We start from the raw sequence: 13,567 nt of genomic DNA on the forward strand, positions 1-13,567 counted from the left end.
ATATTCCTGAACGATTTTAGACTTAAAAGTCTCTGAATAGATTTTGTTTTGAGTTTGTGGTTTTAATGCATCAATCCCACCACTTTGGTAGAGTTCCACCCAATGTGTAACATGGGAATGGCGAACCCCGTATTGATGTTGAATAGCGTATGCGGTCATAGATTCAGCCTGAACCAGATTAATATAAAAGAGTTTCTCCTCTAACGTATATCTGAATCCATTTTTCCCCATAAAAATACTCCTCCCTAAAGTAGGCAAGCTTTAATTATTTAGCTTGTCTACCTAAGAAGGAGTATACCCCTTCCCTAGCGAAGTTCTTGTATGCTTCTATATTTTTATTACCAATGGTCATTTAACGACCGACATTTAATTCCCGATTCCCATTAAGAAGGAATTGATAAATGTGATTTGCTCAACATTGCAGTTAGGAGAAACACTGATGTGGTCCTTGATATTATCATCCTGTATATCAACCACTTGAATCATAGGATCACAAATCTTCGAGTACTCTTGATAATTTTCCAAGACTTGTGAGGAGCCTAAAATAAGCTTCTTATTCTTTAAATTACCTTTTGAAATAGCTTCTTGAAACTTAGGTAATAGTTTCTCAGGTAAAACATCTTCCAAAGAATGTAAGTCTCTATCTTTGTTGTATTTTTCCAGAGAAAAGATTGGGTCAACAACTACTGCGTGATAATCACCCAGAATACTATGATACAATGCACCACTGCCGCCCTTAGAAGAACTATACAAGACAACTTTTTCTTGAGCAATTTGTTTTTCAGTTCGGACTTGCTGGATGATGCTTTGAACATCATCTTCAAAATTTTGGTAATACCCTGCATTTAAATAATAACTGCCCGATGAACGATTCAAATCCATGATCCTTAAGATATAGGTGTTTTTGATCAAGTGTTTTGGCATTGATGGGTAATTTTGAACAAATGTCCTTTTTGCTACTTGCGCAGAAAAATATTCATTTTCAGGAGGCATTGAAGAAAAAATGACGACTAACCGATTCTCAGCCAAATTATTCTTTTTCAAAGGGTCTTGCAGAGTATAGAAAGTATCTCCCACCTGAGTTAAGTCAGTTCGGTGCCATATTGTAGATACGAGCTTGCGTTTAATGAAAAAAGATTGTTGGTCTTTATGCATATACAAAACATAGTCATGGTCTAAAAACCTATTGTAAAGTTCATTAGCTTTTGTATCTTTTCTAGACCACCATAAAAGGTTTTCTTCTGTATTGGTTGTAACTACTATTGTATCTGCATTCCAATCAATGGTAGAGGATTCCATATTAATAACTGTCCGTTTCATATTCAACATTCCCCCTGAATTATTCTGACTGCAGGTCTAGTACAACGCTGAATTTCTTTTAGGAAAGATCAACAAAGCGTGCCCTGAATTTCACATGGAGATGTGCCCCCACAAAGAAAGTCAGCAGAGTAATCGCCCAGAAGAATATTAGATGTTGATAATCCACCCAGAACCAATCGCCACTTAGTAATGCTGCTCTAAAGCCATCGATGATATAGAAAATTGGATTCAACTCCAAGATTGCTTTGAACAAGACCGGAAAATTGGCATCCTTGATGTTCCAAATTACTCCTGACAAATAAAGCAAAACCCTGACGATTGATTGCAAAATCATATGGTAATCTCGAATCAAAACCGTCATTGTTGCGCTAAAAATGCCCAAGCTAAACAAGAAAGCAATCATACATATAAAGAAGTATACAAATTGAATCCATTTAAATGTGATAATGACATTTTGACTCAACGCAACCACTATTGTCACACCAAACATCGCAAAAAATGCTGTTAAGTTACTAGCGATATTTATACTAGGCAAAACGCTGACAGGAAAATTCATTTTCGATATCAGGTACATCTTTTGAAAGATGCTATTGGATGTTCCTAGGATGGCTGAGTTCATAAATAACCACACGGATAAACCAATCATCATCCAGACAATGAAAGGTGCACCTTCAACTTGGCGTCCACCATAAAAGCCTAAACCAAAAATCAGGTAGTAAATTCCAACCTGGATTATTGGATTCAGAACTTCCCACAAAATCCCAAGATAATGACTTTGGTAGGTTGCACGCTCTTCATATTTAGAAACTCTAAAAATCATTCCTAAATTTTTCAATTGTTCTTTTAAAACAATGATCATATCATTCATAAATTTTCAATCTCCACCATAACTCCAATGATTTTCACAAATTAACTTATTTTTTCTCGTGTTGGACATCCGGGATCAAGAGTATCTGTCCCAGCTTAATGCGACCAGCGACCTGTGGATTAGCTTCCTGCAATTGCTTAAATGTAATGTGATATTTATCAGCAATCTTTTGCATAGTATCTCCCTTTTGGAAGCTATACATATCTTTGATACGATAGTTCGTACCATTAATTTTCTGGTTTTGCGACCAGCTATTGCTATTTGCCTTTTTAGCAGCTTTATTTTCTCTTTTGACCACAACTGCCAACTTTCTTTGTGCCACCACTGTCGGATTGTTTGGATCATGCGCAAAACTTGTTACAGAATGTGTCCCAAAGAAAATGCAGAAAGCCATCAATGCCAGAAAAATGATCCAGGAAAAGAAAGATAGTCCCTGGCCTGTCTTTGTCCTCTTTAAGAGCATCTTCTTTTGCTTGTCGTCAATCTGAAAATCTTCCGTTTCATTGTCACTAGCTAACCGCTGATCCAGCTTACCTAAATTGAAAGCCGTTTGATTGTTCTTAAATTTTTGTTGATATTTGCGTCGCTCAGCAACTGACAATGCATTAAATTTCTTGGTAAATTCACGGTAATGGGCTAACACCTCACTAGTTGGTCCATCTTCCCTTAAGTCGCCGTAATGCATCCAAATCGTACGATCACACAAGGCTTCAACTTGTCCTAAAGCGTGACTAACGAAAATAATAGTCTTTCCGTTATTTTTAAACTCAACCATCTTTTCAATGCATTTTTGATAAAAAGTCTGATCACCAACAGACAATGCTTCATCAATAATCAAAATGTCTGGATTTTGATGGATCGCAATCGAAAAGCCAAGTCGAGAACGCATCCCACTTGAATAGTTCTTAACTGGTTGATCAATAAAAGCACCCAAATCTGCGAATTCAATAATTTGTTCTTCAACTTGATCGACCTGTTTGTTTGTTAGGCCCATCATTAAAGCTTTCAGACGAATGTTTTCACGACCAGTTAATCGTCCATTCAACCCGGCTCCAATTGCGATAACTGAAACTTTCCCATTAACCTCTAGGGTACCTGAAGTCTGTGGAATGACTTTAGAAATCACATTAGAAATCGTAGATTTACCGGAACCATTAATACCTACGATACCAACTGCTTCGCCTTCGTAAATATCAAAACTGACGCCTTTTAAGGCCCAAAACTTAGGAACTTTATCTTTTTTTAGAGCAAAAATCGACTTAATTTGCTCGGTCCGGTTTTTAAATAAATCAAACTCTTTAGTCAGTAATCTTGCTCTTACTTTAACTTTTTTCATAATTTTAATTTACTCAATTCATAAAATCTGCTCGTTATTCGAGCGTAGTTGTCTATCTAACTGCTCTCAATAAAAACCACTTATAGTTTATTTTACCAAGATTTTGTCTAGAATTTTTTCCGCTGCATCAGCATTTTCATTGGTTAGAAGTTTTTCTTTGATCAAGCCGTTGTAATCCATATTGACCTCTTGCGTTGTTGTCCTTAAGATTTCTTCTACCAATTGATCTGTTGTATATTTATGTGCTGTCAGATGACACGTTTGTTCAATATTGAAATACCAACCAATGTTTTGTTGATAATTTTCTTCATCTTCTTGCATCACAATGATCGGCTTGTTCAAGTTCGAATAGTCAAACATTGCTGAAGAATAATCAGAAATTAAGACATCTGCTAAGATGTATAACTCTTGGATATCAACTAACTCATTATAGAAACAAAAAATTCGTTCATCTAAATCTTTATAGTAAGGACGTAAACGTCCTTCCAAAGGATGGAGTTTTACAATCAACTCATAATTCTCCGGCAACTGATGAATAACCTGGCGCAAGTCCAAATCAGAAACACTATCGCGCTCATCTTTACGCCAAGTAGGACAGAACAGAACAATTCTCTTATCCGGGTCGTACTGCTTGTTGAAGTATTTCTGGTATATCGCAGCCCTTTCCCGTGAATTAACCTTGTTCTTGATTAAAAATCCATTCTTAGGTGTTCCATATTCTAAAACCTTTAGTTCATGGTTTTTCTTGAGCGCGAATGCACTTTCAAGCAATTCCGTATTATATGACGATGAAGAGAGTAAATAATCCCACTTCAACATCCTTGGTGCAAATGCTGTAGATTCCTCATGTCTTTGTTTGAAGTTTTCGAGGTCATTGACCATCTTTTTCATTGGGAAGCCGTGCCACGTTTCAACGAAAATTTGTCCAGGCTGTTTACCAACCTTATCCAAGCTATTTCCGTTAATAAAAACATACTTGCACTTTTTAAAGGCCTGCATGTACGCTAAAGTGTTGATTCTAACTGGCTTAAACCCGTAATCACTGGCAACATTAGCCACTAATTGATTTTCACAACTAACAAAAATTTCAGCATTTGGCAACCGCTTCTTGACAGCCAATGCAAGATATTTAGGATCCCCCGAAAAATTACTGCCATGAAATGATTCGACAAAAAATTTATTAGGATCCACAGAGATTCCCTCATCAGCCTTGGCACTCTTTTTGCCTGTCAGAACTGACAAGATCTTCATTCCGGTTGATTTAATGCCAGCATTATTTAGGATGCTCCCAATTACCGGAACTTTCTTCAATTTATAGTATATTTTACGATATTTAGTCAGTTCATCTGCCAACGAAGTGGTCTCGATCTTATCCAACATTTTGTCCAAGTTGACTTGTTTATCAGGCTTATCAGCTTCACTCACAATAGCCGTATTCTCTTCGAAATACTTAACATAGTTATCAGTGTATTCCGACAAACGACGAATATTAGCTTTATAGCCTTCAAGAGAGTTCTGTTGGTCGGCAAATTGAATGACCTGCTGGGCATCATCCTCTATGTTCTTAGTGATCCACAAGCAGTTTTGAAAATTCTGGAAATTTTCGCGGACAACACCATCATCACCTGGGTAGGCTACTACGGCATGACCAATATCAAACTCTTCTGCAATCGAATAGCCAAGAGTCTCCAATCTTGCAGTCGACAAATAAATATAATTATCAGGGTCCCGTTCGTTCATAAAAACATGATCCTGCAAATTATAGTAGTCAATCAGATTCTCAATCATTGTCTTGCCAGGACCATAACCATTGACGAAGAATCTAAAATCGTCCCGTCCTTGTTGATGGACTAAATTATCCATCAATCTAATAGCATAAGGAATATCTTTTTGCTGGTCAAACCGTGCCCGAACGAGAAAGTTAGCTTTACCATAAACATCACGACGCGAGGCTTTGAAATTAGACGAAGCTTCATTTTCGAGATGGCTCAGGCTAATAGTTTGAACATACGTCCGCTCAAAATGATATTCATTTCGGATAATATCCTGAATTGATTTAGTTGCGACACGAATGAAATTGAAGTAATTTAAATTAGGTACCCATTCCTCTCGATTAGTTAAGCCAAGAGGAGTGTGCATCTCCCCAATGATTACCTTATCAGGATAATTATAACGAATATACTTTGCGATCGGGAAGAAACTTTCCCGTGTAATAAACACAAAGTGACCAGAAAACTCTTGCTTGATATCTTTAATTTCATGAAAATTTGTTTTTTCTAGAAATTGATTTTCTTTCGTTAGTTTAAGGATATCTAAACGAGAAAAATCCCTGAAGTTATAATAATCAACCTGATAACCTTCTGCCAAGAAGTCATGGATAATATTTAAGTTACTTCGTGTTGTTCCCCCTGGTGAAAAAATATTAAACCCTAAAATTGCAACACTTTTTTCCATTTGCTCCATCTCAATTACAGTCTCCTTAGTTCTTCTTCTTTTTCAATTCTTCTTTGATCTTTGTGGTTGAAATTTCTGGTGTTCTAGGCAGGTAAACAACGTTTGCATCAGTTTGTTCTTCAACAAAGTCAAACTTGCCAGCCCAGTCATCGCCCATCACAAAGGTATCAATTTGATAAAGTTTAATATCGGAGACTTTTTGATCCCAGTTTTCTTCTGGAATAACTAAATCAACATATCTAATCGCTTCTAATAATTGTTTTCTCTTTTCATAGGAAAAATAAGACTTCTTCTGTTTGCTTTTCCAATTAAATTCATCGGTAGACAAAGCAACTACTAAATAGTCTCCCAGTGCCTTCGCACGTTTTAAGAGTTCGATGTGTCCATAGTGTAAAAGGTCAAAGGTTCCATAAGTAATTACACGTTTCATTTTTAATCCTCCATATTGATTTATCTGAATGTAGGGTTCTTAAACTCAAAAGTTCACATAGTAAACTATACAATTCTTTGGCGTTAACTGCAATTTTTTCATAATTATGAGAGCATGGCTAAATAGAAAAGCATTAACTATGAGTAGTTCTTTTAAATCGTTAGGTTATCCAGCACGTTGCTTCAGCAAATTCCATTGAATTATCTCATAAAAACCGTTTGTTTCCTCAAATTTCATCAAATTTTATACCAAGCTTAAAAATTGTTGTTTCTATCTATCATATTGAGTTAAGCAAAATCCAGAAATTAATTCTTACTTTTCTTGGTTAATTTTTTGTCAAGTTAACTGACCATTAGGACGCTTATTCTCGGCTGAGCTAACAGCTACTCAGTCAAGCCTCTTAGTCTTCTGATTTTTTTCTTCCTATTTTTCAGAAAAAATAACCCACTTACTAACCAAGTAGTTTAATATTCCAACCACGACATTATCAAAAATTTTCACAGCCAGAGCAGGATAACGCAGCAGACTGATCCCAGTCCAGATAATAACAAAATCCATTAACAATGCGAGACTTCTTGCACACAAAAAAGAGCTAAGTTCGCGTAACATCTGTTGCACCCCGTGGTAACCAGAATGAAACACTAAGAATTTGTTTGATAGATAAGTTACGAGGGTGGCTAACAACCAAGCAATTACATTACCCATTTGATAATGTATTCCCAAATGAATGGAAACCATGAAAGTACCAATATTAACTAAAGTGGCTACCCCACCCCAGAACACATATGTTAAAAATGAACAATACTTTTTAATTAATCTAGCAATCACTGGTACAATTCACCCCATAAGTGTTTAAAATAAAAATGAAATTTTCTGAATTTTTAGCATATCGACTTATGATAGCAAAAATTTGAACTCTGAGCAATTTGCTCTTTTTTTAAAATATAGATAGGTCAATTAGATCAAGACAAGATTGAGTACCAAAAGATCAAAGATGTCAAAAAATACGGCATAACTCCGATAGAATATCGAAATCATGCCGTTCAAGTAAATGCCAATATTTTAATTTTTCAGGTTGCCTGATTGAATGAGCATAACCACTACCCTAAGATAAAAATAATCATTATAAGCAGTATCAAAAAATTTTTAGTCGTGTGTAATTGACAAAATCCGTTTCATTTACATCCGATGAATATTATTTGGCCGGTAAACATAAGCATAAGGTTTGCCATCATTTTTCCAATACTCTTGATATTCAAATTCTTGAATAGCTCTATTTTTTGCCATATTACCTTTGGAATCTCGGTAAGAAGCATTGGTAGAAACTGTCTTAGGATTTGAGCCACTCGTGGATACAATTTGGATATGACCTGCAGCACCCGCACTAGCACCCAACTTACCCCAAATAATAATATCCCCGTATCTTGGTGTATATTGTTTCTTCCCAGCAGCAACCAGGCTATAACCATTATTTTTAAGATACCCGTGGATGGTTTCTGTGTTATAGCCGCCCCATTGAGCTGCCGAACTTGCCGGTTTAGATGCTCCTGCTTTCCATAAAGCTTGAGTCATTGATCCAGAGCAATCTGCTGTACCATCTGAACCATTACGTGATCCATACATTGAATAAGTAATTTTATTTTTACGGGTAAAAAACCAATCAAGTACTCGTTGCGTAAATCCAAGGAAAATCCCATTCTTATTAAATTTATAGTTTGTTTTGCCAATTCGATATCTTCCAGAAACACGTGCTCCTGTGCCTGGCTTAAAATAATATTGATGATTACCGATAACTCGCCAACCGTAAAGCATCTTGCCTGCACTATTATAATAGACAGTCTTTTTGCCTTTTGATAAATATGTAGAGCCCGTACTCATAGCACCTGTATGTTCATTAAAATGATACCAGGCTCCATTATATTTTTTCTCGCCGTATACCATCCAACCATGGTTATCATAATATGCGGTCTTATTTTTACCGGTAACTTTTTTAAATCCCTTGGCCATTGCTCCTGTATGATCATCGAGATAATACCAATGTCCATTTAAATGCAGTTCACGATAAACCATCTTTCCATCTTGATCATAGTAAGCAACCTTGTTCTTTTTCGGAACATTTTGAAATCCATGTTGCATGGCACCTGTTTTCCCATGGAAAAGATACCAATAGTTTTGAATATGTTGTTGCCCATAGACCATCCAGCCTTGAGAATTGTAAAAGACCGTCTTTTTTGACTTGCCGGCCGGGATCGTCTGAAAACCGGTCAAATTCATTCCCGATTGATCCACCAGATACCAGTGACCATCGTGACGAACCTCTCGAACTGAAGCTTGCTGATCAGAGCTCTTCTTCATCAACCCTTTTTTGTTTCTTACCTTATTCGATTCTAGCTTGGTGATGTCTTTTTTAGAAGTATCTTCTTGTTTAGTTTCATCATCACTTGAGTCCACTACTGAAGTATTTTCTTTTCGTGTATCACTTGTTGCTGGATTTTTTTCTCCAACTTTGCTAATTTCCCTTTGTTTTTTTGACGACTGTTCGCTTGAATTACTAGTCAAAGCAGTGTCAGTTCCAGATGATGAAGATTCTTTACTTGCTGAGTTGGAATCCTCTTGAATTGCATCGGAATTTTCAGCAGTTGAACTACTTTCTTTCTCATCAGTTACCCGTGATTCAGGACTCGCTTTATCATTGTCCGTGTTAATTTCCGTAACATTTTGCTCACTTATTACGGTCACTGAATGGCTATTTCCGCTTTCAGCAGCGCTTACACGAGACTCGTTTAATTGAATCCCGCTGATGACACTCAGAAGTAATAAAGGTACCATAACCCAAGTTTTTCTGTGTCTATACATTTTAATAATTCTTTTCGTCTCCCCCATTTTAATTGCCCCCTAACAAAATCATCAAAACAATAACATACTCATTCTACACTAATTTTAGTCGTATAAAAATTGATTTATGCAAAGAATTATCACAGTAATCAAATTCAAACGTTTTCATCCCTCAACATTTCTTGTTAAAATAGAGTTGGTAGATAAAATAGGTTCATTCAATTAAGGAGGGATCCGGTTTGAAAGAAAAAGAATATCAAGAAAAACTAATTGCTGCACATGCCCTAGGCTTTGTTGCTGGTTTCGCATTTGCACATGTCCTGACTGCGGCGATCATTTTGCCCGGAGCAGCGATGCATTTAGCTGGTAAAAAGCATGCGTATCATGGACCAGGACCAGGACATTGCCACCACGGTCATCACAGCGGTTATCCTGACCATCCGCACCATGGCAAAGGTCCAGCCCACTTTCTGGCTGAAGAACGCGCACAACAGTTGAAAGATGAACATGCTTTGTTAGTCGATATTAAAAATGATTTGGCGGAGATCAAGACCGCACTACAAACTGATCAGCCGGCTGGTCCGCCGCCTCCACCAGAACCATAAAGTAAATTCGCAGAAATTTTGATTTAAACTAAGGAGTGTTTTGATTGCCAACTATGAAACCCACTAAATTATTGCTCTTAGCCGCATCTACTGGACTGTTTCTCTTCGGTTTCGCACAACAACCAGAGGCACTTCATTTAGAACAAACAGTCGTCTATGCCCAGAAGTCTAAAAAGCTGCCGAAGATCGCTAAGGTTGATGTCACGGCCAAGCAGGCTATCGCGGCTTTTAAAGATAAATATCCGGGCAGCTCTATCACGGGGCTAAATTTGGAGAAAAAACTAGGCAAATATTACTACGAGATCGACGGTGTCGATGACAACAAGGAACATTCTCTGACACTAAATGCTAATACTAAAAAACGAGTTCAAAGTGAAAGCGAAAATCTGGATGCCGATGAAAAAGGCGGCAAAAAGCGCGACCAGGATAAGATTTCAACTAAGAAGCTCATTTCTGTCAAGAAAGCAGTCCGTGCTGCCCAGAAGAAGGTCAAGTCCGGCAAGGTCACTGAAGTTTCGCTTGATAATGACGTCGCCACCACTTATTGGGAAGTTAAATTCAAGCAGAAAACTCAAGAAACCAGCGTCCAATTAGACGCCACGACCGGTAAGTATTTGGGTAAAGATGTTGACACCGATGATTAAGTTCTAACATTAAATTAACAATCAAAGTCATTAAATTACAGTTATCCTACAATCTAATGACTTTTTGTTTTACGCGGAAAATAAGATTGAATATTTGAACAATTATGCTAGAGTGACAAATAGAGGTGCTCAATAAAAAGGAGGAATTTCATGTCTACTAGCGCACGAAAATTATCACCAGTGAGTTTCTGGTTACTGGTGACTGCCACGGTCCTATTGACCGTTGTCAGCGCGAAAGTTCCAATTGCCGCGGCCGAGAGTGTCGACAGTTTCCAAATCGGTGCAACTAACCGGCCAAGTCAAGATGCCGTTGATGTTTCATCCTATCAAGGCAGCATGAACCAGGGAGACTTTAACAAACTGCCACAACGGGGTGTGAAATCTGTGATCGTCAAATTGACTGAAGGCAGCAGCTATACTAATCCAGCAGCCATTAAGCAGATGAAATACGCGGCTAACGCAGGGTTAAACGTCAACATCTATCACTACGCAACTTTCAGTACTAGTGGTCAGGCCAGTTCCGAAGCCAAAAATTTACTATCAGTTCTGCAAAACAACGGCATCAATAAAAATATCAGGATCTTCGCTGATATGGAGAGTCAAAGTACATATACCGTTGATATTCAGAGCTACTTAAATAAATTCTGGCAGACACTCTCGAATAGCGGTTATAAAAATCATGGTGTCTATACCTCAGGAACTTACCAGTACCGTTCAGCTGTGATCAATACCGTTGGTCAGAGCAAGACATGGATGGCTTATTATCCATATCATCCATCAAGCTCTAATCTTCTCTACAGCAGTTATGGCGCTTGGCAGTTCTCACAGTCAGCTAAGCTTTCCGGTTATTCCGGCTCGCTAGATGTCTCGCATGACTACCAGGGCTTGTTCACGGGCGGCGCAGGTTCACAGCCATTTACCTATTAAATCTGACTAATCAAAAAGGAGTGAGCTTCTCGTAACTGGGAGGCTCGCTCCTTTTTCTTGTTAACCTGACTGCTTTTTCTGACAGTTGATGTGGATACTACTTTGCTTGACTTGTATCCACATCCTGCTCGTCTGGATACTACTTCGCTTGACTTGTATCCACATCCTTCTCATCTGGATACTACTCTGTCCGACTTGTATCCACATCCTGTTCATCTGGATACTACTTTGCCCGGCCTGTATCCACATCCTGTTCATCTGGATACTACTTTGCCCGACCTGTATCCACATCCTGCTCATCTGGATACTACTCCAACAGCCCAAGGATTCATTAAACGTTGCTTCACTTGCTTTTTTCTTGATTTAAACTTGTTTGCACTAGCAAACACAAACAGGCATCGTTGATCTTCACGATAAATCAACGATGCCTGTCATATTTTACTTTCAATCTTTAGTTTCATAATTCAGCAAAAGGCAACCGTAGTTACAATTACGTTTGTTTTACTGATTAAAATCCGTATTTTGCTTTTAATGCTTCAGTGGTAACTTCAGAAACATTTGTACCCTTTTCTTTAGCAATCTTGTTCAAATACTCAGGGATTGAAATATTTCTTCTTACTTTCTTAGAATACTTTTGCCGAAATGCCGCCAAGTCTGTTGAAACATAGACTAACATTTCATCCTCGGCTAACTTTATTTGTTGCGGATCAGATGGCCTGGGATAATTTTCAGAGTCCTCTAACAAATTACCAATCAAATCTTGTGCCATTGTGATCGCATCTAACGAATCACTTCCTTGAGTAAAACCGCCTTCTAAATCTGGTACACGTACAAACACATACTCACCATCCGGCTTTAATATCACAGGGTAGATTACTGTTCCCTTATCCATAGGATCACCTCCATTGCATTTATGCCAATTCAAACGTACACAAAGGAACTTGCCATTCCTTTATGCCGGCTTGTCTTAGAATCGCATGTTCCATGCCTTTACCAAATTCTTTTGCATGTATAGGAATCATTACAGTCTTGTTTGTATCAGGATTATACATTTTAAGATGTGATGATCCGTTTTGTGATTTTTCTTCGAAGCCATATTTTTTAAGCAGTTTTATCATCTGCCTAGGTTTCATTGGCATAAACATTCACCTCATTACTAGCTGACCATATTATACACAAATCGTGTGTAATAATCAATATAAAAAAAAAGCAGCCGTTAAGCTGCCAACATTCAACCTTTAATTATCTTTTAGCTAATGACAACTTTGGTTTCAGGCGGGATATTCTGATAGAACCATTTGGCATCAGGCACTGACAAACGGACACAGCCATGCGAGGCGGCCTGCTTGCCCAGCTGCTGTGCTTCTTTCTCAATAAAATTGCCCTCTTGATCAGTTGGGACCGAATGGAAGAGATAGACTCCATGATCTTTAAAAGAGACCCAGTACTTTGCCCCTTCCCCGGACTCTTGATTATAAAAGAAATCTCCTTTTTCATACTGAATATGCCAAGTTCCTTTAGGCGTTGCTTGATCCTTGGAGCCGGTTGAAGCGTACATGGTGTAGAGTTTTTTAGATCCATCCATCAAATAGACCCGCTCTTTTTCAGTTGAAACTTTGATCCAAAAATCTGCCGCCTGCTTAACATCCGGGTAGGCCTTGGTTTCAGAAGATTTCCGCCAATTGATCGGCTTTTGCATAGTTGAATCTTGAGCTTTTTTCGTAACAGTTTTTTTGACTGCTGCTTTTTTTATTTTCTTAGTCTTGGTACTTGTGGTGGATTCATGCCTGCTGTCAATGTCAAAATGGTCCGAGATCTGCCCTAAAACCAGAGTAGCAGTCACGCATAGCAACAAACCGACCACTAATTTGACCAACGTATCTTTCTTCATATTCCTCACTTAACCTCTTCATTGCGTTCCGCCAGCCTCGCCGTTAGCACCTTCTTCAGCACCAGGATTATACCAGTCAGCGCGTGCGTTTGTTTTTTGCTTCGTCAGGTCAAATAAATCAACAACCTTGCCTGGAGCATTCTGCCAAGTATAACTTTTGGCAAGCAAACCCACGGTGATGATCCGGTAATCTTTGCTCGGATACAGACAGGTGATCACTGTCACCTGTGCTTGTTTGGTCGGATCCAAGACACGAA

The 13,567-nt window shown here is 38.1% G+C and carries 14 protein-coding genes and 1 pseudogene; 3 read left to right on the forward strand and 12 right to left on the reverse strand.

Annotated features, from left to right (window positions below; genetic code table 11):
• From LFYK43_RS11225 to LFYK43_RS11260, 8 genes are all read right to left on the reverse strand, one after another.
• Window positions 1-231 (reverse strand): helix-turn-helix domain-containing protein (locus tag LFYK43_RS11225; protein WP_148095626.1); only part of this gene is annotated, 231 nt, incomplete at its 3' end.
• Window positions 232-366: 135 nt separating this feature from the next.
• Window positions 367-1,320 (reverse strand): XcbB/CpsF family capsular polysaccharide biosynthesis protein, encoded by a 954-nt coding sequence (locus tag LFYK43_RS11230; RefSeq protein ID WP_124978339.1) that lies wholly within the window; start codon window positions 1,318-1,320, stop codon window positions 367-369.
• Window positions 1,321-1,378: 58 nt separating this feature from the next.
• Window positions 1,379-2,188 (reverse strand): ABC transporter permease, encoded by an 810-nt coding sequence (locus LFYK43_RS11235; protein ID WP_124978340.1) that lies wholly within the window; start codon window positions 2,186-2,188, stop codon window positions 1,379-1,381.
• 46 nt (window positions 2,189-2,234) lie between these two features.
• Window positions 2,235-3,524: an ATP-binding cassette domain-containing protein gene (locus LFYK43_RS11240; RefSeq protein ID WP_124978342.1), complete on the reverse strand. Its 1,290-nt coding sequence runs from the start codon at window positions 3,522-3,524 to the stop codon at window positions 2,235-2,237.
• A gap of 87 nt (window positions 3,525-3,611) precedes the next feature.
• Complete coding sequence (locus LFYK43_RS11245; RefSeq protein ID WP_124978344.1) at window positions 3,612-5,987, reverse strand: CDP-glycerol glycerophosphotransferase family protein; 2,376 nt, start codon at window positions 5,985-5,987, stop codon at window positions 3,612-3,614.
• A 16-nt stretch (window positions 5,988-6,003) separates the two neighbouring features.
• Window positions 6,004-6,408 carry a glycerol-3-phosphate cytidylyltransferase gene (gene tagD / locus LFYK43_RS11250; RefSeq protein ID WP_124978346.1) on the reverse strand — a complete coding sequence of 135 codons (405 nt, stop codon included), beginning with the start codon at window positions 6,406-6,408 and terminating at the stop codon, window positions 6,004-6,006.
• A gap of 423 nt (window positions 6,409-6,831) precedes the next feature.
• The gene (locus tag LFYK43_RS11255) at window positions 6,832-7,236 is read right to left on the reverse strand and encodes a GtrA family protein (RefSeq protein ID WP_124978348.1); all 405 of its coding nucleotides are present in this window, start codon (window positions 7,234-7,236) and stop codon (window positions 6,832-6,834) included.
• A gap of 351 nt (window positions 7,237-7,587) precedes the next feature.
• Window positions 7,588-9,291 (reverse strand): peptidoglycan amidohydrolase family protein, encoded by a 1,704-nt coding sequence (locus tag LFYK43_RS11260; protein WP_124978350.1) that lies wholly within the window; start codon window positions 9,289-9,291, stop codon window positions 7,588-7,590.
• Between the two features lie 191 nt (window positions 9,292-9,482).
• Between LFYK43_RS11260 and LFYK43_RS11265 the strand changes: the two genes are divergently transcribed.
• The 3 genes from LFYK43_RS11265 to LFYK43_RS11275 all read left to right on the forward strand — a co-directional run bounded on the left by LFYK43_RS11265 (window position 9,483) and on the right by LFYK43_RS11275 (window position 11,419).
• Window positions 9,483-9,848, forward strand: coding sequence for a hypothetical protein (locus LFYK43_RS11265; RefSeq protein ID WP_124978352.1), 366 nt, complete (start codon window positions 9,483-9,485; stop codon window positions 9,846-9,848).
• A gap of 53 nt (window positions 9,849-9,901) precedes the next feature.
• Entirely contained in the window at window positions 9,902-10,492 is a 591-nt protein-coding gene (locus LFYK43_RS11270; RefSeq protein ID WP_229718029.1) for a PepSY domain-containing protein, read from the forward strand.
• 150 nt (window positions 10,493-10,642) lie between these two features.
• A complete protein-coding gene (locus LFYK43_RS11275) occupies window positions 10,643-11,419 on the forward strand; it encodes a GH25 family lysozyme (RefSeq protein ID WP_124978356.1) in 777 nt (258 codons plus the stop codon).
• A 508-nt stretch (window positions 11,420-11,927) separates the two neighbouring features.
• Here the strand turns inward: LFYK43_RS11275 and LFYK43_RS11280 are convergent.
• The 4 genes and pseudogenes from LFYK43_RS11280 to LFYK43_RS12630 all read right to left on the reverse strand — a co-directional run.
• Window positions 11,928-12,311, reverse strand: a complete 384-nt coding sequence (locus LFYK43_RS11280) for a type II toxin-antitoxin system HicB family antitoxin (RefSeq protein ID WP_124978358.1) — start codon at window positions 12,309-12,311, stop codon at window positions 11,928-11,930.
• A 19-nt stretch (window positions 12,312-12,330) separates the two neighbouring features.
• A complete protein-coding gene (locus LFYK43_RS11285; protein ID WP_124978360.1) occupies window positions 12,331-12,558 on the reverse strand; it encodes a type II toxin-antitoxin system HicA family toxin in 228 nt (75 codons plus the stop codon).
• Window positions 12,559-12,668: 110 nt separating this feature from the next.
• The gene (locus LFYK43_RS11290; protein WP_124978362.1) at window positions 12,669-13,310 is read right to left on the reverse strand and encodes a L,D-transpeptidase; all 642 of its coding nucleotides are present in this window, start codon (window positions 13,308-13,310) and stop codon (window positions 12,669-12,671) included.
• A gap of 18 nt (window positions 13,311-13,328) precedes the next feature.
• Window positions 13,329-13,567 (reverse strand): annotated as a pseudogene (locus LFYK43_RS12630) (sortase); the annotation flags it as partial.

Source organism: Ligilactobacillus salitolerans (assembly GCF_003864415.1).
Classification (GTDB): Bacteria; Bacillota; Bacilli; order Lactobacillales; family Lactobacillaceae; genus Ligilactobacillus; species Ligilactobacillus salitolerans.

Coding starts and splice junctions, on each gene's coding strand:
- LFYK43_RS11260 (WP_124978350.1), bottom strand. CDS start 9,291: ATGGGGGAGACGAAAAGAATTATTAAAATGTATAGACACAGAAAAACT.
- LFYK43_RS11270 (WP_229718029.1), top strand. CDS start 9,902: ATGAAACCCACTAAATTATTGCTCTTAGCCGCATCTACTGGACTGTTT.
- LFYK43_RS11275 (WP_124978356.1), top strand. CDS start 10,643: ATGTCTACTAGCGCACGAAAATTATCACCAGTGAGTTTCTGGTTACTG.
- tagD (WP_124978346.1), bottom strand. CDS start 6,408: ATGAAACGTGTAATTACTTATGGAACCTTTGACCTTTTACACTATGGA.
- LFYK43_RS11280 (WP_124978358.1), bottom strand. CDS start 12,311: ATGGATAAGGGAACAGTAATCTACCCTGTGATATTAAAGCCGGATGGT.
- LFYK43_RS11285 (WP_124978360.1), bottom strand. CDS start 12,558: ATGCCAATGAAACCTAGGCAGATGATAAAACTGCTTAAAAAATATGGC.
- LFYK43_RS11240 (WP_124978342.1), bottom strand. CDS start 3,524: ATGAAAAAAGTTAAAGTAAGAGCAAGATTACTGACTAAAGAGTTTGAT.
- LFYK43_RS11245 (WP_124978344.1), bottom strand. CDS start 5,987: ATGGAGCAAATGGAAAAAAGTGTTGCAATTTTAGGGTTTAATATTTTT.
- LFYK43_RS11230 (WP_124978339.1), bottom strand. CDS start 1,320: ATGAAACGGACAGTTATTAATATGGAATCCTCTACCATTGATTGGAAT.
- LFYK43_RS11290 (WP_124978362.1), bottom strand. CDS start 13,310: ATGAAGAAAGATACGTTGGTCAAATTAGTGGTCGGTTTGTTGCTATGC.
- LFYK43_RS11235 (WP_124978340.1), bottom strand. CDS start 2,188: ATGAATGATATGATCATTGTTTTAAAAGAACAATTGAAAAATTTAGGA.